Genomic DNA, 17571 nt, shown 5'->3' with positions numbered 1-17571 from the left:
CTGGCATCCTCGTCCGCACAGGAATGCCGTTCATGAAGTCGTTCGTCACCCCGGCGCTGGTCGCCCTCATCAGCTGGCTGGCCGTGGGGGGCGCCCAGGCGCAGACCCTGTCGGTCAAGCCCGGGCTGTGGGCCAGCGCCTCCACCACGCGCCTCAATGGCAGCAACATGCCCACGCTGTTCGACGTGAACGGCGCGATGACGCCGGAGCAGCGCAGCAGCCTGACGGCCGCAATGAGCCGGCTGGGCCTGCCGGCCGGCAGCAACCTGGCCTTGCACTGCCAGCGCAGCGACAGCTACCGCCTGCCCGCGCCGCAGGCGCTGGAAGGCTGCCAGGTGAAGGTGAGCCCGACCAATGCCAGCAGCGGCACCATCGCCCTGAGCTGCAGCGGCAAGCTGCAGGGCAGCGGCCGCGGCAGCTACGAGGTGACCGGCCGTACCGCCGCGCGCCAGCAGCTCAGCATGGAAGCCACCTCCCGCGGCCTGCCGCTGAAGCTGGAGCAGTCGACGGTGTTCAAGTGGCTGGGCGACGACTGCGAGCGCCTGCCCGCCGGCATCGACCCCGAGATGTTCGCGGTGGAGGAGGCCGACGACAGCAAGCGCTGACCGGCCACGCTCACTTCAGGGGCGCGGCCTTGTCGGTCTGCTCGGGCATGGCCTCGCGCGGCGCGCCTTCGCTGCGCAGCCGCTGCTGCAGGCCCAGCATCTGCGTCGCCAGCCGGTCCAGCTCGGCGCTGCCCAGCAGCTCGCTCGCCTGGGGGAAGAGGTGTTCCTCCTCCTCCTCGTGGTGGTGCTCGCTCTGTTCCTTCAGCACCTTGTACTTGGGCACGAAGGTCTGCTCGCGCGGATCCAGCGCGATCAGGTCGGCCAGCAGGCGCTTGAGCGACAGGTGTTCCTCCAGCGATTCCAGCAGGATGCCTTCGGTGCGGCCGGCCCGCACCGCGGGATAGAAGATCTCTTCCTCGGAGGCGATGTGCACCGTCAGCAGGTCGGCCACGGCCGCGAAGCCGCGCGCACGGGCGGCCTCGTCGTCGGTGTCCAGCACCTGCTGCAAGGCGGTCTCGATGCTGCGGTGCTGGGTGACCAGCAGGTCGATGGCATTCATGCGGCGCCTTCCAGGGCAGGGAACAGGTGTCCAGCGTAGCGGCCCGGCGCATTCATCGCGGCCGGCGGAACCGCCGTGGCGGTGTCAGCCGATGCCGTGTCCGGCGGTGGCCGCTTGTCTAGACAGGTGCGGCGGTGCATGGCCGGATGGCCAAGAGGCGGCCGACCTGGGATGATGCGGTCCTCCATCGCTCACGTGGGAGGACACCATGTCGATGCTCGTTCGTGCCGGCCTGCGCAGCCTGGCCGCGGCGGCCGCGGTGCTGGCGCTGGCCGGCGTGGCCACGCGCCTGAGTACCCACATGGCCTGGGGCTGGGAGGACTTCGCCGCCGCCGGTGCGCTGGTGTTCGGCGCCGGCATGGCCTGGACGCTGCTGGCCCGTCTGGCCCGCAGCCGCCGGCAGCGGCTGGCGCTCGGCGCGGTGGTGGGCCTGGTGCTGCTGGCGGTGTGGGCCGAGCTGGCGGTCGGCCTCGCCTCCTGAGCCGCCGCGCCGCGGCCTTGGTACAACCCGCCCACGCCAACCCGCACGGAGCACCGTTCATGCCCACCCCCACCGCCCGATCCGCCCATGCCGTCCGCCTCGAGTTCGGCCAGGGCTCGCTGGTGCGCTCGAACCTGTCGGGCGCCGCCTTCACCGGTGACTGGCTGTGGGTGGCGGGCGACGAGGCCTGCGGCCTCGACCGCCTGCGCCGGCTGCCGCCGGTGGGCAACGAGACCCTGCGCTTCGGCGAGGTGCGCGACTTCCCGCTGGGCGAACTGCTGGACCTGCCGGGCCCGGCCGGCAAGGAGGCCGACCTCGAAGGCCTCGACTGCGTGGACGGCATGCTGTGGGTGGTGGGCTCCCACGGCCTGAAGCGCAAGAACGCCAAGGCGGGCCGCAGCCATGAGGAGAATGCCAAGCGGCTGGCCAAGGTGTCGCTGGATCCCAACCGGCTGCTGCTGGCCTGCCTGCCGCTGGAGGACGATGCCCAGGGCCAGCCCTGCCTGGTGCGCCAGGCGCAGGACGGCCGGCGTGCGCTGCGCCTGAAGGGCGACGGCCACGGCAACGAGCTCACCCGGCTGCTGGCCGCCGATCCGCATGTGGGGCCCTACATGGCGATCCCCGGCAAGGACAACGGCCTGGACATCGAAGGCCTGGCCGTGGATGGCCGGCGGCTGTTGCTGGGCCTGCGCGGCCCGGTGCTGCGCGGCTGGTCGGCGGTGCTGGAGATCGCGGTGGAAGTGCGGGGCGACCACCTGCGCCTGGCGCCGCTGGACGAGGCCGGCACGTTGCTGCGCAAGCATTTCCTGCAGCTCGACGGCCTGGGCGTGCGCGACCTGCATTTCTCCGGCGACGACCTCTTCATCCTGGCCGGCCCCACCATGGTGCTGGATGGCGAGATCCGCGTGTACAAGTGGCCGGCCGCCCGGCTGCTGCTGGCCAGCCACACCGAGCCGGTGCGCTTCGAGACCGGCCTGACCGGCGCCGTGCCGCTGCCGCATGGCGAGGGCATGGACCGCGCCGAAGCCCTGTGCGACGTGCCGCGTGCCCTGTCCGGCGGGCAGCCGCAATGGCTGGTGCTGTACGACGCTCCCGGGCCCGACCGCCGCGAAGGCGAGCATGCGGTCTTCGGCGACCTGCTGCTGCACGATTGAGCGCAGGCGGCCGGGGCCGCCTGGCGGCCGCCGCCGTCTAGAACGACAGCGTCGCCGCGCCGCGCTTGAGCGCCTCGTGCATCAGGCTGGCCCCGGTGACGACGACGCCTTCGAGCAGCGCTTCCGGGGCATAGCCGCGGCTCTTCACGCAGGGCGTGCAGGCCCACAGCACGCCGCCGCGGGCCATGAAGCCCTGCAGCATGTCCGCCAGCGGCTCCAGCGGCTTGACGTGGGTGGTGTCGGCCGCACCGCGCCGCACGATGTCCACCCCGCTGCTGGTGAGGAAGATGGACACCTTCAGGCCGGCGGTGAGGCCGCCCAGGGCGATGGTCATCGCCGCCGACGACAGTTCGTGGTCGATGCCGTGCGTGATGACGACCACCAGTTCTCGCGGTTCCGTGCTCATGGGGTTCTCCTGTGGGGTTGGCACGGCATGACCTTACGAGCCGCGGCCGCCGGCCGCCATGGCTGCGATGCCGCGCCGCTTGGCCGAAGCTCCGCGGCCGCCGTCCTGTAAGGTGATGTCCGTGGCGGGCAGCGGTGCCCGGAGGGCAGGGGACATGGCTGCGGATGTACTGTCGACGCTGCTGAGGTCGGTGCGCATCGCCGGCTCGCTGCAGTTCTGCGTGCAGGCCGGCGGCGACTGGCAGACCGACGGCACGCCCCGCCTGGGCGGCCTGGCCCGCAGCGCGCTGCCCACCATCCCCTTCCACGTGGTGGCCGACGGCGAGTGCTGGCTGCGGGTGCAGCAGCAGCGGTATGCGCTGCAGGCCGGCGACGTGGTGGCCTTCCCGTTTGCCACCGGCCATGCGCTCGGCCGGGGCGAAGGCGGGCCGCTGATCTGCCCGGTGGACGACCTGCCGCCGCGGCCCTGGGCCGAGGTGCCGGTGCTGCGCTATGGCCAGGGCCCCGCCACCACCCGCCTGCTGTGCGGCTTCGTGTCGCTGGAGGCGATGAACTTCCAGCCGCTGCGCGAGGCCCTGCCCAGCGTCATGCAGCTGCATGCGGGCGCGCCGGGCGCGGGCCCGCTGCTGCACGGCGCGGTGCAGGCCCTGGTGGCCGAGGCGCAGTCCGGCAGCCCCGGCGGCAGCTCGGTGGTGGAGCGCCTGACCGAGATCCTGCTGATCGAGCTGCTGCGCAGCGAGATCGTCGCCCGGCAAGGCGCGGCGCCCAACCTGCTGGCCGGCATGGGCGACCCCATCGTGGCCCGCACGCTGGCGCTGATCCACGACCGCCCGCGCGAGCCCTGGACCGTGGCCTCGCTGGCCCGCGCCGGCGCCACCTCGCGCTCGGTGCTGTCGGAGCGCTTCGCGGCGCTGCTGGGCAAGTCACCGATGCGCTACCTGCGCGAATGGCGGCTGTTCCTGGCCGGCAGCGCGCTGGTGCACACCCGCCGGCCGATCGGCCACATCGCCCAGGAAGCGGGCTACGACACCGAGGCTTCGTTCAGCCGCGCCTTCAGCCGGCTGCATGGCATGCCGCCGGCGCGCTGGCGGCTGCAGGCCCGGCGTGACGGCGCCGCGGGCTAGGGGTCTGCGCGGCAGAACCGGGTAGTTCCGAGTGCCGCATGGCACGAGGCATGCGTGGATGTGGCATGGCTGGAAGCTCCTGGAGGGGGCTCGGGGGCGCTGAGCATCAAGGCCGCCTTCAGCGGAAGTCCCGGCTCCTTTGCGCATCGGCCAGGCGGCCCAGCAGCGGCGTCCAGTCGCTCAGCCGGTGGGCGATCAGGTTGCATACCTTGCCTTCGCGCTGCCAGGTGCCGTGCACCCCCAGCAGCCGCGCGCCCAGCAGCTCGGCGCGTTGCTCGTCGCGCAGGCCCTTCCACACGATGACCTGCACCACGCCGGTTTCGTCCTCCAGGCTCACGAAGATGGTGCCGTTGGCGGTGGAGGGCTGCTGGCGCAGCGTGACGATGCCGCAGGTGGCCACGCGGCGGCCGCCCGGCAGGCGGTGCAGCTGCTCGGCGGTCAGCATGTGCCGCTCGGCCAGCCGTTCGCGCAACAGCGCCAGCGGATGGCGGCGCAGCGTCAGCCCGGTGGCGTGGTAGTCGAAGACGATCTCCTCGCCTTCCGGCGCGGGCGGCAGGTCCAGCCAGTCCTCGTCCACCGGCGCGGCCCGCAGCAGGGCCGGCGGCCGCTGCAGCGCGGCGGCTTCCCACACCTGCTGGCGCCGGTGGCCGGCCAGGCTGGCCAGTGCATCGGCACCGGCCAGCAGCCGCATCTCGTGCTGCTCCAGGCCGGCACGGCGGGCCAGGTCGTCGGCGCCGTCGAAGGGCAGCGCGGCGCGGGCCTGCACGATGCGCAGCGCCGACGCCTCCTGCAGGCCGGACACCCGGCGCAGCCCCAGCCGCACCGCCGGCGGCGCGGGCAGGCCTTCCAGCGTGCAGTCCCAGTCGCTGTGCATCACGTCCACCGGCCGCACGTCCACGCCGTGGCGGCGCGCGTCCTGCACCAGCTGGCTGGGGCTGTAGAAGCCCAGCGGCTGGCTGTTGAGCATGGCCGCCAGGAACTCGGCCGGGTAGTGGCACTTGATCCAGCAACTTGCATAGACAAGCAGCGCGAAGCTGGCCGCATGGCTTTCCGGGAAGCCGTATTCGCTGAAGCCCTTGATCTGCTCGAAGATCGACTTGGCGAAGGCCTCGTCGTAGCCACGGGAGGTCATGCCGTCGACGATCCTCGAGTAGTAGCGCTCCAGCCCGCCCTTGCGCCGCCAGGCCGCCATCGCGCGGCGCAGGCCGTCGGCCTCGCCGGGGGTGAAGCCGGCGGCCAGAATGCTGATCTGCATCACCTGCTCCTGGAACACCGGCACGCCCAGCGTGCGTCCCAGCGCCACCTTCAGCGCCTCGCTCGGGTACACCACCGGCTCCTTGCCCTGGCGGCGGTTCAGGTAGGGGTGCACCATGCCGCCGACGATGGGGCCGGGCCGCACGATGGCCACCTCGATCACCAGGTCGTAGAAGGTGCGCGGTCGCATGCGCGGCAGCATGCTCATCTGCGCACGGCTTTCGATCTGGAACACGCCCACGGTGTCGGCGTCGCAGATCATGTCGTAGGTGGCGGCGTCCTCGTCGGGGATGTCCTGCAGCCCGAAGGCATGGCCGCGGCGGTCCTCGATGAAGGCCAGCGCCTTGCGGATGGCGGTGAGCATGCCCAGCGCCAGCACGTCCACCTTCAGCAGGCCCAGCGCGTCCAGGTCGTCCTTGTCCCATTCGATGACGGTGCGCTCGGCCATCGCCGCGTTCTCCACCGGCACCATGCGCGTGACCGGCCCCTGGGTGAGCACGAAGCCGCCCGGGTGCTGCGACAGGTGCCGCGGGAAGCCCACCAGCTGCCGGGTGAGCTGCATCAGCTGCCGTACCGCCAGGTCGTCGGGCTGCAGGCCGGCTTCCAGCAGCCGCTCAGCCTGGATCTCGCGGCCGTCCCACCACTGGTGGCTCTTGGCCAGCACGTCCAGCACCGCGGGATCGAAGCCCAGCGCCTTGCCCACGTCGCGGATGGCCGACTTGGGCCGGTAGCTGATGACCACCGCGGTGAGCGCGGCGCGGTCGCGGCCGTACTTGCCGTACAGGTACTGGATGACCTCCTCGCGCCGCTCGTGCTCGAAGTCGACGTCGATGTCCGGCGGCTCGTTGCGCTCCCTGGAGATGAAGCGCTCGAACAGCACCGACATGCGCGCCGGGTCCACCTCGGTGACGCCGAGGCAGAAGCACACCACGCTGTTGGCCGCCGAGCCCCGGCCCTGGCACAGGATGTGGCGCGAGCGGGCGAACATCACGATGTCGGCCACGGTGAGGAAGTAGTGCTCGTACTTCAGCTCCTCGATCAGCGCCAGCTCGTACTCGATCTTGGCCTGCACCTCGGCCGACAGGCCCTGCGGCCAGCGCCGGCCGGCGCCCTCATAGGCCAGCTGCCGCAGGTAGGAGCCGGGCGTGTGGCCGGCGGGCACCACCTCGCTGGGGTACTGGTAGCGCAGCTCGTCCAGCGAGAAGGTGCAGCGCGCGGCCACCTGCAGCGTCTCGGCCAGCAGCTCGGGCGGATAGGTCTGCGCCAGCCGCAGCCGGGTGCGCAGGTGGCGCTCGGCATTGGGCTGCAGCGCCCATCCGCATTCGGCCAGCGGCCGGCCCACGCGGGTGGCGGTCAGCACGTCCTGCAGCGGCTTGCGCGAGCGCACATGCAGGTGCACGTCGCCGGCGGCCACCAGCGGCACCGCGGTGAGCGCGGCCACCTGCTGCAGCCGGTGCAGCCACATCTCGTCGTCGATCTGCCGCAGCAGCGACACCGCCAGCCAGCAGCGGCCGCGGAAGTGCTGCAGCAGCCAGCGCGCCACCGCCTGCAGCTCGGCGTCGCTGGCGTGGCGCGCCGGCGCGGCCAGCAGCAGGCAGTCCTGCAGCGCCTCGGGCAGCAGCGCGTCGATGTGCAGGTGGTAGCTGCCCTTGGGCGCGCTGCGCCGCAGCCGGGTGATGAACTGGCACAGGTTGCCGTAGCCGTTCATGTTGCAGGCCAGCACGACCAGGGTGCAGGGCGCATGGCCCTGCAGCTCGAACTGCGCGCCCACCCGCAGCGGCAGGCCGTGCTCCTTGGCGGCCACGTGGGCGCGCACGATGCCGGCCACCGAGCATTCGTCGGTCAGCGCCAGCGCGCCGTAGCCCAGCTGCCGGGCGCGCTCGACCAGCTCCTCCGGCGCGCTGGCGCCGCGCAGGAACGAGAAGCTCGACAGGCACCACAGCTCGGCATAGGGGGGCACGTCCAGCGGCGGCTTCATGCGGCGGGCGGCTGGTTCAGGCGAAGCTGCCATGCAGGTACCAGGCGGCCTCGTCGGCCAGCCGGGTCTGGAACACCCACAGCGCGCCGGCATGCGGGCTCAGCGCCAGCCAGTAGTCGCGCTGCACCTGCAGCATGGCCTGGCCGCCCGGCACCGCCGCATCGGGCACGCGGTGCCACCAGCCGCCTTCCAGCCGGTGCGGCCCGGTCAGCAGCTGCAGCACGCCCTGGTAGAGCGGCCGGTCGCCCTGCATCGCCAGGCGGATCGGCTCGGGGAAGACGAAGGTGGGCTGCGGCAGCGGCGTGGGTGCCGCCATGCGCCGTGGCTGCGGCTCGGCCGCCGGCTGCCAGTGCTGCATCCATTCCAGCCGGTGGTCCTCCTGCAGCACCGGCCGCAGCACCCGCTCGGGCCCCAGCCGGGCGGCGATGCGCTCCAGCGTCAGGCCCAGCGCCTCGCCCTCGTCGACGGTGTCGGGCAGCAGCGATGCGCTGGCCACGGCCAGGGCCTGCACCTCCAGCGCCTGCAGCGCCAGGTCGCCCACCGGGGCGGGCAGCTCCACCCGGGCCAGGTGCTCCGCCAGCAGCCGGCACAGGTGGTCGACGTCGCGCGTGGGCGCTGCGGTGCGCAGCACCAGCTCGCCGCCGGAGCCGGCGCTGCGCGGGCGCATGGCATCGTGCAGCCACTGCAGGCGGATGGCGGTGGTGCCGGCCTGCCGGGCGGCCAGCCAGCCGCACAGCTGCAGCAGCAGCCGGCGCGCGCCGAACAGCAGCGCCGGCGCCATCTCCACCCGGAACGGCAGCTCCAGCCGGGCGTCGAAGCGCTCGGGCGCCACCATCCACTCGTGCGCCTCGGGCCGCAGGCCGTAGGCCTGGTCCAGCGCGGCCAGCAGCCGGTCGTCAAAGCGCCGGCCGAGGCCGCCGCGCGGCAGCCGGCGCAGGTCGCCCAGCGCCCGGCAGCCCAGCTGCGCCAGCGTGACCGCATGCGGCCGCGCCGCGCTGAGGGTGTCGATCGGCAGGCCGTCCAGCACCTTGGCCAGCGAAGGGCGGAAGCCGCTGTCGATGCCGGCGCGTGCCAGCGCCAGGCCGGCCAGGCTGTTGGGCGCCCAGGCCACCGCCACCGCGCCCAGCTCGCCGGCCTGCGACAGCACGCGGTCGCGCAGCGCCCGCTTGCCGCCGAACAGGCGGATGCTGGCCGACAGCTCCATCACCACCGCTTCCTCCTGCAGCGCCACCCGCGGCGTGAACTGCAGCGCCCAGGTGGCCAGGCCGACCTGCGCCTCAATGGGCGCGGGCGGGGCTTCGGCGGGCAGGCGCAGCGCGGCCCAGACCAGCATGGGCACCTCGGTCGGTCAGGCGTTCATGGATCAGGCGGCTGGGCGCCATCAGCCGCGGCGTGAGCGCCAGGGCCAGGCCGCCGGGCACCGAAGGCAGCTGCAGCACGCCTTCGTGCGCGGCGCCGCGGCGCTTGAGCAGCTGCACCTGCAGCGACCAGTCCGGCCCCAGGCCGGCCAGCACCCGCAGCGGCGCGGCCGAAGGCTCATGCCGCGCGGCCAGCGGCCGGCACAGGAACACCGGGCCTTCGCAGGACTGGGCGCACACCTGCAGCCGCCGTACCTGTTCGGGCCGCGCCTGCGGCAGCCAGGCCACCACAGCGCCGCTGGCGCCGGACTTGACCAGCAGCTCGGTGCACCACAGCCGCTCCGACGGCGCTTCGGCACGGATCCACACCAGGTGGCGGGCATCCAGCCCCTCGTGCCGCAGCCCGGGCAGGTGCGGATGGCGCGGCGGGCCCACCAGCACCACCGAGCGGCCAGCGGCCACCACCCGGCGCAGCGCGCCGCCCAGCAGCCGCCACTCCAGCACGCCGGGCTGGGCGCACAGCACCTCGGTCAGCGCCCGCGAGGGCCAGCCGCCGCCGGGCAGCTCGCCATCCAGCGCGTCGAAGCCCGAGCCGGTCACCGGCCCGGCGGCACCGCCCAGGTCGCAGCCACGCCAGAGGGCGGCAGCCACCGGCGGTGGCAGCACGGGCGGGGGCCGACCGGCGTCGGAGTCGGGGCAGGGGGCGGTGGGCGCGTCGGCGAGGGCAGGCATGGCGATCAAAAGACTGTACGGACATACAGTACCCCAGCCGGCGGCTGGCTGTCGAATCGGCAGCGATGGCAGGCCTGTCAGTTCTGCCGGGTGCTGCTTTTTGCAGCGATCCAGCGGGCGGCCGCGGCGCCGGCCGTGCGCGATGCCGGCGTCCACTGCTTGTCCACAGCCCTGTGCACAAGCGGTGTGGATAACAAATTTTTGGCGCGCGGTTTCTAGGGGTTTTGCGGCGCCGGGCGCAGGCTGACGATGGCGCCATCGCCGTTGGGGAGGCTGCCGTGCAGATCGAATCGTTCGTCAAGAGCGGCTTCGCCGGCCTGGGCCCCACCGAGCTGCTCGCCGCGCCGGTGGATGCATTGAACGGCACCACCGCGCCACAGGCGGCGGCGCTGCGCGAGGTGCTGGGCATTGCGAGCGTGTTCGACCTGGCGGCGTCCCGCCTGCTGCACACGCTGCGCCATGCGCTGGCACGGCCGGCGCCGCGCCTGGGCGGCGACGTGCTGGACGCGGCCGCCGCCGCCGACAGCGGCGGGCTGGCCGATGCACCGCTGGCCGCGCTGCGTGCGGTGGGCACGGCCGGTGCGGCCCGGCTGCAGGCGGACCTGGGCGTGGCCACGCTGGGCGAGCTGGCGGCCTGGCCGCCGGGACTGGCGGCGCGCGACCTGCTGGCCGCCGCCTGCATTCCGGACCAGGCGCCGGGCTTCGACCCCGAAGCGCCGGCCGACCTGCTGCCGCGCATGGGCGAGCACGCCACCGACAAGGTGTTCTACCGCACGCTGCTGATCGACAGCGTGGCCGGGGCGGTGGACGAGGGGGCGGCCACGCCGGTGGAGCAGGCCGAGCCGGTGGACCTGGGCCCGGCCCTCGGTGGCGCCACGCCGTTCCGCCGCGTGGCCACCGGCGCGCTGCTCAGCTTCAGCCAGAGCTGGTCGCCGCAGGGCCTGGCGCTGGGCCAGCTGCTGCACAGCCTGTCGCTGGCGCCGGGCGAGAGCACCCGCATGGCGATGATCGACTGGTCGCGCCAGAGCCGCGGGCGCGGCAGCGAAGCCGTCGACGAGACCGAGCGGCTGGCCAACACCACCACCCACCAGCGCGCGCTGTCGGAGGTGACCGCGGCCACCGCGGCCGAGGTGCAGGGCGGCAGCACGCGGGCGACGTCGAACTCGTCCACCTCGCAGGGCGGCTCCGCGCTGGGCTTCGAGCTGGGGCCGATCGCCTTCGGCAGCAGCGGCGGCAGCGCCAGCACCCGGACCGAGGCGATGACCGTCAGCAGCTCCTTCGGCCGGCGCGACCTGGCCACCAGCACTGCGCAGCGCATCAACGACGTGAGCCAGCAGCAGGCCAGCGCCGCGCGCAGCCGCCGGGCCAGCGTGGTGCGGGAGCTGAGCCAGAGCGAGCACGAGACGCTGTCCACCCGGGTCGTCGCCAACTACAACCACATGCACACGCTGAACCTGCAGTACTACGAGGTGGTGCAGGCCTACAGCGTGGCCACGCGGCTGGAGCGTGCGCAGCGGGTGGTGTTCGTGCCGATCCAGCTGATCGACTTCGACGACACCCGCCAGATCGAACGCTTTCGCATCGCGTTGACCGAGGCGGCGCTGGACGAAGCCACGCGCCAGCGCATCGCGCTGTTCGGCAGCGTCCTGGTGCGCAGCCGCCAGCCGCGCCGGCTGAGGTTGCTGGACGGGCGCTTCGTGGCCGCGGTGTCGCTGGCCAGCCCCGTGTCGCTGCAGTCGGCGGCGCTGGCGGCCGCGGTGGGGGACGCCGCACCGGCACCGGCCCCGGCGCCGTCCCCCGCGCCTGCGCCGTCGCCCGCACCGGCCCCGGCGCCCGCGCCCGCGCTGGCCGCCCGCGGCGGCATGCTGCAGCGCTTCAGCGCCGACGGCTGGGATGCCGACGAGCTGCGCACGCTGGTGCGCTGCGGCGTGCGGCCGATCGCCACCCGGCTGGAGACGGTGCTCACGCTGCAGGCCGACACCCTGGTGAGCGCGGTCTCGCTGCCGCAGGACCTGGCCCTGGGCCTGGAGGTGCGGCGGCGCGACGGCAGCCTGGTGCCGCTGGTGGACGCCGGCCCCGCCGGCGCCCGCTTCGCCGCGCCCGAAGCCGTGCGCGACCTGGCGGCGGTGATGCTGCGCAGCGCGCTCATCGTGCCCAAGGAAACCACGGTCACGCTGCAGCTCAACCTGCTGGGCACCGCCACGCCCGCCGGCGTGCCGGTGGCACTGCAGGCCGGCGGGCCGCTGTCGGCGCTGCAGCGGGTGGTGAACTTCGAGGCGCCGCCCGAGCAGGACGAGCTGCTGGTGCACCTGAAGGCCAATGCGCTGCACTACACCCAGGCGGTGATGCGCACGCTGGACGCCTCGGTGCTGTCGGCCCTGCTGGCGCGCTTCAGCTTCGGCGGCGTGCCGCTGGCGCAGTGGGTGGACCACCAGCCGGTGGCCGTCACCGCCAACTACCTGGTGTTCAAGGCCGGACTGCCGAATGCCGGCGATCCGCCCGACCCGGCCCTGGCCGGGCTCGCCCAGGCCTGGCAGCAGTTCCTGGCCGCGTCGGGGCTGCTCGACGCCACGCCGCGGCGCGAGCTGATGATGCTGCCCACCGGCGGCGTGTTCGCCGAGGCGGTGCTGGGCCGTTCCATGGGTGCGGAGCGGCTCGACAGCACCCGCTTCTTCGACTGGCAGGAGTCGCCGGTTCCGCTGGTGGCCAGCGAGATCGCGCCGCTGGAGGCCGGCTCGCGCGCCAGCGACGAGGACCTCGCGCCCACCAATCCGTCGGCGCCCATCATCAACATCCAGGCGCCGACGGCGCTGCCCGACCCCACTGGCCTGGCGGCGGTGCTGGGCGCGCTGGGCGCCCGCAACCTGTTCAACGACCTGAGCGGTGCCGACGCCACGATCAAGCTCGCGCAGGCCCTGCAGAAGGTGGGTGCGGCCGGCGCCACCTCCGGCGGCGCGCTGGCCGCGCAGACGCTGAAGACCGTGATGGAACAGAACACCGAACGCCTGCGCACCGCCGCCAAGGTGGCGGCCACCCTGGCCGGCGTGCCCACGCCGGGCGGCGGTGGCAGCGGTGGCGGCGGTGGCGGCGGTGGGGGTGCGAAGGAAGGCGGCGCCGCCGGCAACACGCTGGCCGGCGGCCTGGAGAACCGCGCCAAGGCGCTGGACCAGAGCCAGGCCACCCCGCCGGCGCAGGGCGGTGGCCAGCGCCCGGCCGCCACCGAGCTGCAGCAGCGGCAAAGCGGCGCCCAGGCCGGCGGCACCGCGGCGCGGATCGTCGAGGCGGTCACGCGCACCGCGCAGGGTGACGGCGCGGCGCCGTCCGCCCAGGCCACCGGCCCGCGCAGGCTGACGCTGGAGCTGCGCGGTGCCCAGCTGCTGCGCGATGCGGCACTGTTCGACAACGCACCGGTGCCGCTGCAGCTGCAGGTGAAGGAACGCGACGGCACTCTGATCGCCAGCCGCTCGGGCCTGGACGGCGGCGGCACCGCGACGCTGCCGCTGGCCACCGCTTCGCCGCAGGTGGTGGCCGAGCTGGCGCTGACCCTGCAGACCGCCTGGCCGCAGCCCACCACGACCGTACTGCGCCGCAGTGCCAGCGTGCCCGCGGCCGGCGTCAAGACCACGCTACGGCTGGACGTGGTGGCGCAGGTGCAGCAGCACACGCAATTCATCAGCGCCGGCCCCAACCGGCCCAGCGACGCCGAGGTGGCGCAGGTGCTGGCGCGGGTGGCCTTCGATTTGCGCACCGTGCTGAAGAAGCCGGTGGTCAGCACCAATGCCGCCGGCGAGTTCGTCGCCCGCTTCCCGCAGCTGGCACTGCTGCGGCTGGATGCCCTGCCTGATTGATCGCCGGAGTTGCAGCGATGGCCACCACCCCTCTCGGAGCCGATGCCCTGGCCGGTCTGCTGGGCGACCAGGCGCGCGTGCGCGTGCGCAACGACACCGAGGCCGACGACCTGGCCGCCATCGTGGCGGTGGCGCTGGCCCGGCATGCCGACGACGGCAGCGTGCGCAGCGATGCGGAATTCGGCCTCGAGCTGGTGGCCGGCGAGGAGGCCTTCTTCGAGCCGCAGCCGCCCTCGGCCGACGCCCCGGCGCTGCTGGAGGTGCTGCTGCGGCTGCGCATCGACGGCGAGGGCGCGGCCTCGCCCGATGGCGAGACCCGCTTCATCGACGTGTACCTGCAGGCACCGCCCGCCGGCGGCGGCGAGCCGGCGCGCGGCTTCGAATGCGGCATCCGCCGCCACGACGGCGCGATCGAGGCCGACGAGCAGCTGATCCCCGGCCTGGCCGACCTGGCGGCCTTCGCACGCGCGGTGGGAGGCTGACCATGGCCATCGATCCACGGTCCTTCCTCAAGGGTGACAGCGCCGGCCTGGGCGGCGACGCGCTGATGCTGGCCGCCCCGTCGGTGCTGCGCGGCGTGGACGCTGCCCAGCAGGCCGCGCTGGAGGCGCTGGACATCCGCACCGTGTTCGACCTGGCCGCCTCCGCGGCCTTCGCCGCCGCGCGGCGGCTGCTGCTGTTGCGCGACGATGCCACGCAGCCCGAGGCGCAGCTGCAGCGGGTGGCCTCCGACATCGCCGACATGCCTGCCGGCATGCCGGTGGCCGACCTGGCGCTGCTGCCCATCGAGGCGCTCAAGGCCGTGGGCAGCACCCGCGCACCGACGCTGCGCACCGCGCTGGCCACCGACCGGGTGCGCGACCTGGCGCTGTGGCCGCCGTATGCGGCGGCGCGCGCGCTGCTGGCCGGGCAGCTGGCGGGCGACGAGCCGCTGCCGCCCGGCGACCCGGGCACGCCGGCCGAGCTGCTGCCGCGCAACGGCGCCTTTCCCACCGAGCGGGTGGCCTACCGCCAGCTGCTGATCGACAGCACCGGCGACGCCGGCGTGCAGCCGCTGGAACAGCTGGGCGATGCGCTGTCGCTGGCCACGGTGCTGTCCGGCCAGGACCAGGGCTTCACCCGCGTGGCCAGCGGCGCGCTGCTCACCTTCAGCCAGGACTGGTTCTCGCAAGGCGTGGCGCTGGGCCAGCTGCTGCACAGCCTGTCGCTGGCGCCGGGCGAGAGCACCCGCATGGCGATGATCGACTGGTCGCGCCAGAGCCGTGGCAGCAGCAGCGAGGACATCGACGAGGCCGAGCGGCTGGCCAACACCACCACCCACCAGCGCGCGCTGTCGGAGGTGACCGAGGCCACCGCGGCCGAGGTGCAGGGCGGCAGCAGCCGCACGCAGGGCAGCTCGCGGTCGTCGCAGGGCGGCTCGGCGCTGGGCTTCGAGGTGGGGCCGATCGCCTTCGGCGGCTCGTCGGGCGGCGGCAGCACCCGCACCGAGGCGCTCACCGTCACCAGCTCCTTCGGCCGGCGCGACCTGTCGGCCAGCGTGTCGCAGCAGATCAACGACGTGACCCAGCAGCAGGCCAGTGCCGCCCGCAGCCGCCGCGCCAGCATCGTGCAGGAAGTGGCCCAGCAGGAGCACGAGGCCCTGTCCACCCGCGTGGTGTGCAACTACAACCACATGCATGCCCTGAACGTGCAGTACTACGAGGTGGTGCAGGCCTTCCGCGTGAGCACCACGCTGCAGCGTGCCGAGCGGGTGCTGTTCGTGCCACTGAAGCTGGTGGACTTCGGCGATTCGCTGACGCTGGAGCGCTGGCGCGCGGTGCTGGCCGACGTGGCGCTGAGCGACGACATCCGGCGCCAGCTCACCACCGAGTTCGGCGTGGTGGAGATCGTGCCCAACCTGCCGCGGCTGCGCATCGGCGACGTGGTGATGGCCTCCACCTTGCTGCAGCACCGCGGCCTGCAGGCCGACCGCGCGGCGGCCGCGGCCGGCGCCGGCCTGCGCTTCGAGCTGGGGCCGGCGCAGTCCGGCGCCACGCTCACGGCGCTCAAGGGCTTCGATGCCGGCCAGCTCGGCCGCCTGGCATCGCTGTCGGCGCGCACGCTGCTGCGCAACGGCAGCGACGCGGTCTTCGTGCCGGACGAGGCGCGGCTGCATGCGGTGGCGGTGACGGGCCGGCTGGCCGGCGGCCTGCGAGTCGTGCCGCGCGCCGGCGGCGAGCTGCCCGCCACCTCGGTGGGCCCGGCGCAGATCACGCTGGAAACCCCCGCCCGCGTGGCCGACCTCGCCGCGGTGCAGGTGCAGCTGGGCGATGCCGGCCCGGGCCCGGCCACGGTCAAGCTGATGCTGGACATCGGCGGCGCCGCGCTGCCGCTGGACGTGCCGGTGCAGCTCAACGAGGGCGGGGCGGCCGACGTGCTGCAGTTCAGCCCGGCCCGCGCCGCGCCGGCGCTGCTGCAGCACCTGCGGGACAACGCGCTGCACTACAGCCGCGCCATCTTCGAGCGGCTGGACGCCACCACGCTGTCGGGCCTGCTGTCGCGCCTGACGCTGCGCGGCGTGCCGCTGGGCTCGCTGGTGGATCCGCAGCCGGTGGCGGTGGTGGCCAATGCGGTGGTGCTCAAGCTCAACCTGCCGGCCACCGGCGAAGTGGGCGACCCGGCGCTGGCCGCCGAGGTGCAGGCCTGGCAGGAATTCCTGCAGCGCCGCGGCCTGGACCGGCCGGTGCCGCAATCGCAGACGGTGCCGCTGCCCACCGGCGGCGTGTTCGCCGAGGCGGTGCTGGGCCGCTTCAACAGCGCCGAGAAGATCGACCTCACCCGCTTCTTCGACTGGCAGGCTTCGCCCATCCCGCTCACGCCGCCGGAGATCGCCGCGCTGCCCGCGGCCAGCCGCCAGCGCGCGGTGGACCTGACCACCAGCGCCCTGGGCACGCCGCTGCTCAAGCAGACCGAGCCCACCGCGCTGCCGGCCGGCGCCAATGCCGCCGCGGTGCTGGCGGCGCTGCAGGCCGGCAGTCCGTTCCGCGACCTGTCGGCCACCATCGCGGCCAATGCCGGCCTGGCGCAGAGTGGCAGCGAGCTGTCCGGCGCCGGCGCCACCGCGGCCGCCAGCCAGGCCGCCGACACGCTGAAGACCGTGATGGCGCAGAACACCGAGCGGCTGAAGATCGCGGCCGATCTGTTCACCGCCACCCAGGCGGCCGACGCCGCCAAGGCCAGCCCCACCCAGGCCGGCCTGGCGATGACCACCGCCGACCGGCAGGACCAGGCGGTGAAGAACGCCGGCTCGCCGGCCCAGGCGGCGCAGGCGGCCAGCGGCAACACGCTGGAGCAGCAGGCGCAGGCGGCCCAGACCGGCGGGGCCGCCTCGGCCACGGTGCAGAAGGCGGTGGACGGCGCCACCGCCGGCGTGGCCGGCGAAGGCCAGGCCCGGCCGACGCCGACACCGGCCCAGCGCCGCGGCGGCCGGCGCGTGACACCGGCGCCCGCCGCGCCAGCGCCCGGCAGCCGGGCCGGCGGCGGACTGGGCGGCCTGGCGGGCGGCATCCTCAGCGCCTTCACCGACGTGCGCTTCAGCGTCAGCGTGCAGGCGGCGCCGGGCGCCAAGCTGCCCAAGGGCGAGCGGCGGCTGCGCATCGCGGATGCCACCGGCCGCACGGTGCTCAGCATCGGCTCGCAGGACAACCGCTTCGAGGGCATCCGCCCGAAGGCCGAAGAGCCGCTGCGCTACCAGGTGTCCATCACCTCCGACAACCCGGCCTTCACGCTGTCGTGCGAGCGCCGCATGATCCCGCCGGGCGAGGTGGCCGGCGACGGCGAGCACCTGCAGGTGCGGCCGGTGCTGGTCAAGCGCGAGGCGGTGCTGCCGCTCACCCGGGCCGAGGTGCTGCTGCTGGGCTCGGACGCGCTGCTGGCGCAGCCGGAACTGGCCTCCTTCGCGGACGAGTTGCCGCGCCTGGCCGTCCCGGCCACGGCCCGGGTGCGCGGCAATGCCATCGTCATCGAGTTCTCGGTGTTCTCGCCGTCGCTGGCGAACCGGCAGATCCTGGCCTGAGCGGCCGGCCGGCGGCGCCGCTAGCCCGCCCGGGCGGTGGTGTCCAGTGCGCCCGGCTGGCTGGCATGGGCCAGCCGGT

At 74.1% G+C, this 17571-nt stretch carries 12 protein-coding genes; 7 read left to right on the top strand and 5 right to left on the bottom strand.

Annotated elements, in window-relative coordinates; all coding sequences use genetic code 11:
* Positions 1 to 32: 32 nt before the first annotated feature.
* On the top strand, positions 33 to 605 hold the full coding sequence (locus tag VO99_RS05855) for a DUF3617 family protein (RefSeq protein WP_046111898.1): 573 nt from the start codon (positions 33 to 35) through the stop codon (positions 603 to 605).
* Between the two features lie 10 nt (positions 606 to 615).
* Here VO99_RS05855 and VO99_RS05850 read toward each other — a convergent pair whose 3' ends face one another.
* Complete coding sequence (locus VO99_RS05850; protein WP_046111897.1) at positions 616 to 1104, bottom strand: hemerythrin domain-containing protein; 489 nt, start codon at positions 1102 to 1104, stop codon at positions 616 to 618.
* A gap of 208 nt (positions 1105 to 1312) precedes the next feature.
* On the opposite strand from VO99_RS05850, the gene VO99_RS05845 reads away from it, so the two are divergent.
* Together VO99_RS05845 and VO99_RS05840 are read left to right on the top strand one after the other, a co-directional pair.
* Positions 1313 to 1585, top strand: a complete 273-nt coding sequence (locus VO99_RS05845; protein ID WP_052736121.1) for a hypothetical protein — start codon at positions 1313 to 1315, stop codon at positions 1583 to 1585.
* Between the two features lie 59 nt (positions 1586 to 1644).
* The gene (locus tag VO99_RS05840) at positions 1645 to 2739 is read left to right on the top strand and encodes a DUF3616 domain-containing protein (protein ID WP_046111896.1); all 1095 of its coding nucleotides are present in this window, start codon (positions 1645 to 1647) and stop codon (positions 2737 to 2739) included.
* A 37-nt stretch (positions 2740 to 2776) separates the two neighbouring features.
* Here VO99_RS05840 and VO99_RS05835 read toward each other — a convergent pair whose 3' ends face one another.
* The gene (locus tag VO99_RS05835) at positions 2777 to 3145 is read right to left on the bottom strand and encodes a DsrE family protein (RefSeq protein WP_046111895.1); all 369 of its coding nucleotides are present in this window, start codon (positions 3143 to 3145) and stop codon (positions 2777 to 2779) included.
* Positions 3146 to 3299: 154 nt separating this feature from the next.
* On the opposite strand from VO99_RS05835, the gene VO99_RS05830 reads away from it, so the two are divergent.
* Positions 3300 to 4268 carry an AraC family transcriptional regulator gene (locus VO99_RS05830; RefSeq protein ID WP_198156880.1) on the top strand — a complete coding sequence of 323 codons (969 nt, stop codon included), beginning with the start codon at positions 3300 to 3302 and terminating at the stop codon, positions 4266 to 4268.
* A 118-nt stretch (positions 4269 to 4386) separates the two neighbouring features.
* Here the strand turns inward: VO99_RS05830 and VO99_RS05825 are convergent, their stop codons facing one another.
* The 3 genes from VO99_RS05825 to imuA are packed head-to-tail and all read right to left on the bottom strand — an operon-like array spanning position 4387 to position 9590.
* The gene (locus VO99_RS05825) at positions 4387 to 7500 is read right to left on the bottom strand and encodes an error-prone DNA polymerase (protein ID WP_046111894.1); all 3114 of its coding nucleotides are present in this window, start codon (positions 7498 to 7500) and stop codon (positions 4387 to 4389) included.
* A gap of 16 nt (positions 7501 to 7516) precedes the next feature.
* Positions 7517 to 8830 carry a Y-family DNA polymerase gene (locus tag VO99_RS05820; RefSeq protein ID WP_046112122.1) on the bottom strand — a complete coding sequence of 438 codons (1314 nt, stop codon included), beginning with the start codon at positions 8828 to 8830 and terminating at the stop codon, positions 7517 to 7519.
* A complete protein-coding gene (gene imuA, locus VO99_RS05815) occupies positions 8778 to 9590 on the bottom strand; it encodes a translesion DNA synthesis-associated protein ImuA (protein ID WP_052736161.1) in 813 nt (270 codons plus the stop codon). The genes VO99_RS05820 and imuA overlap by 53 nt, the downstream gene beginning before the upstream one ends.
* Before the next feature lie 278 nt (positions 9591 to 9868).
* Between imuA and VO99_RS05810 the strand changes: the two genes are divergently transcribed.
* The 3 genes from VO99_RS05810 to VO99_RS05800 are packed head-to-tail and all read left to right on the top strand — an operon-like array spanning position 9869 to position 17492.
* A complete protein-coding gene (locus VO99_RS05810; RefSeq protein WP_046111893.1) occupies positions 9869 to 13438 on the top strand; it encodes a hypothetical protein in 3570 nt (1189 codons plus the stop codon).
* 17 nt (positions 13439 to 13455) lie between these two features.
* Entirely contained in the window at positions 13456 to 13920 is a 465-nt protein-coding gene (locus VO99_RS05805) for a hypothetical protein (protein WP_046111892.1), read from the top strand.
* 2 nt (positions 13921 to 13922) lie between these two features.
* The gene (locus tag VO99_RS05800; protein WP_046111891.1) at positions 13923 to 17492 is read left to right on the top strand and encodes a hypothetical protein; all 3570 of its coding nucleotides are present in this window, start codon (positions 13923 to 13925) and stop codon (positions 17490 to 17492) included.
* Positions 17493 to 17571: the final 79 nt, after the last annotated feature.

The sequence above is a fragment of the Aquincola tertiaricarbonis genome (assembly GCF_000969605.1).
Lineage (GTDB): Bacteria > Pseudomonadota > Gammaproteobacteria > Burkholderiales > Burkholderiaceae_C > Aquincola > Aquincola tertiaricarbonis.
Note: the sequence above shows the minus strand (reverse complement) of the source record. Positions and strands in the feature narration are given on the sequence as shown.

Bases quoted from the DNA above. Each gene is read 5' to 3' on its own strand.
- VO99_RS05845 (WP_052736121.1), top strand. From the start codon at position 1,313: ATGTCGATGCTCGTTCGTGCCGGCCTGCGCAGCCTGGCCGCGGCGGCC.
- VO99_RS05835 (WP_046111895.1), bottom strand. From the start codon at position 3,145: ATGAGCACGGAACCGCGAGAACTGGTGGTCGTCATCACGCACGGCATC.
- VO99_RS05800 (WP_046111891.1), top strand. From the start codon at position 13,923: ATGGCCATCGATCCACGGTCCTTCCTCAAGGGTGACAGCGCCGGCCTG.
- VO99_RS05840 (WP_046111896.1), top strand. From the start codon at position 1,645: ATGCCCACCCCCACCGCCCGATCCGCCCATGCCGTCCGCCTCGAGTTC.
- VO99_RS05850 (WP_046111897.1), bottom strand. From the start codon at position 1,104: ATGAATGCCATCGACCTGCTGGTCACCCAGCACCGCAGCATCGAGACC.
- VO99_RS05855 (WP_046111898.1), top strand. From the start codon at position 33: ATGAAGTCGTTCGTCACCCCGGCGCTGGTCGCCCTCATCAGCTGGCTG.
- imuA (WP_052736161.1), bottom strand. From the start codon at position 9,590: ATGCCTGCCCTCGCCGACGCGCCCACCGCCCCCTGCCCCGACTCCGAC.
- VO99_RS05825 (WP_046111894.1), bottom strand. From the start codon at position 7,500: ATGAAGCCGCCGCTGGACGTGCCCCCCTATGCCGAGCTGTGGTGCCTG.
- VO99_RS05805 (WP_046111892.1), top strand. From the start codon at position 13,456: ATGGCCACCACCCCTCTCGGAGCCGATGCCCTGGCCGGTCTGCTGGGC.
- VO99_RS05830 (WP_198156880.1), top strand. From the start codon at position 3,300: ATGGCTGCGGATGTACTGTCGACGCTGCTGAGGTCGGTGCGCATCGCC.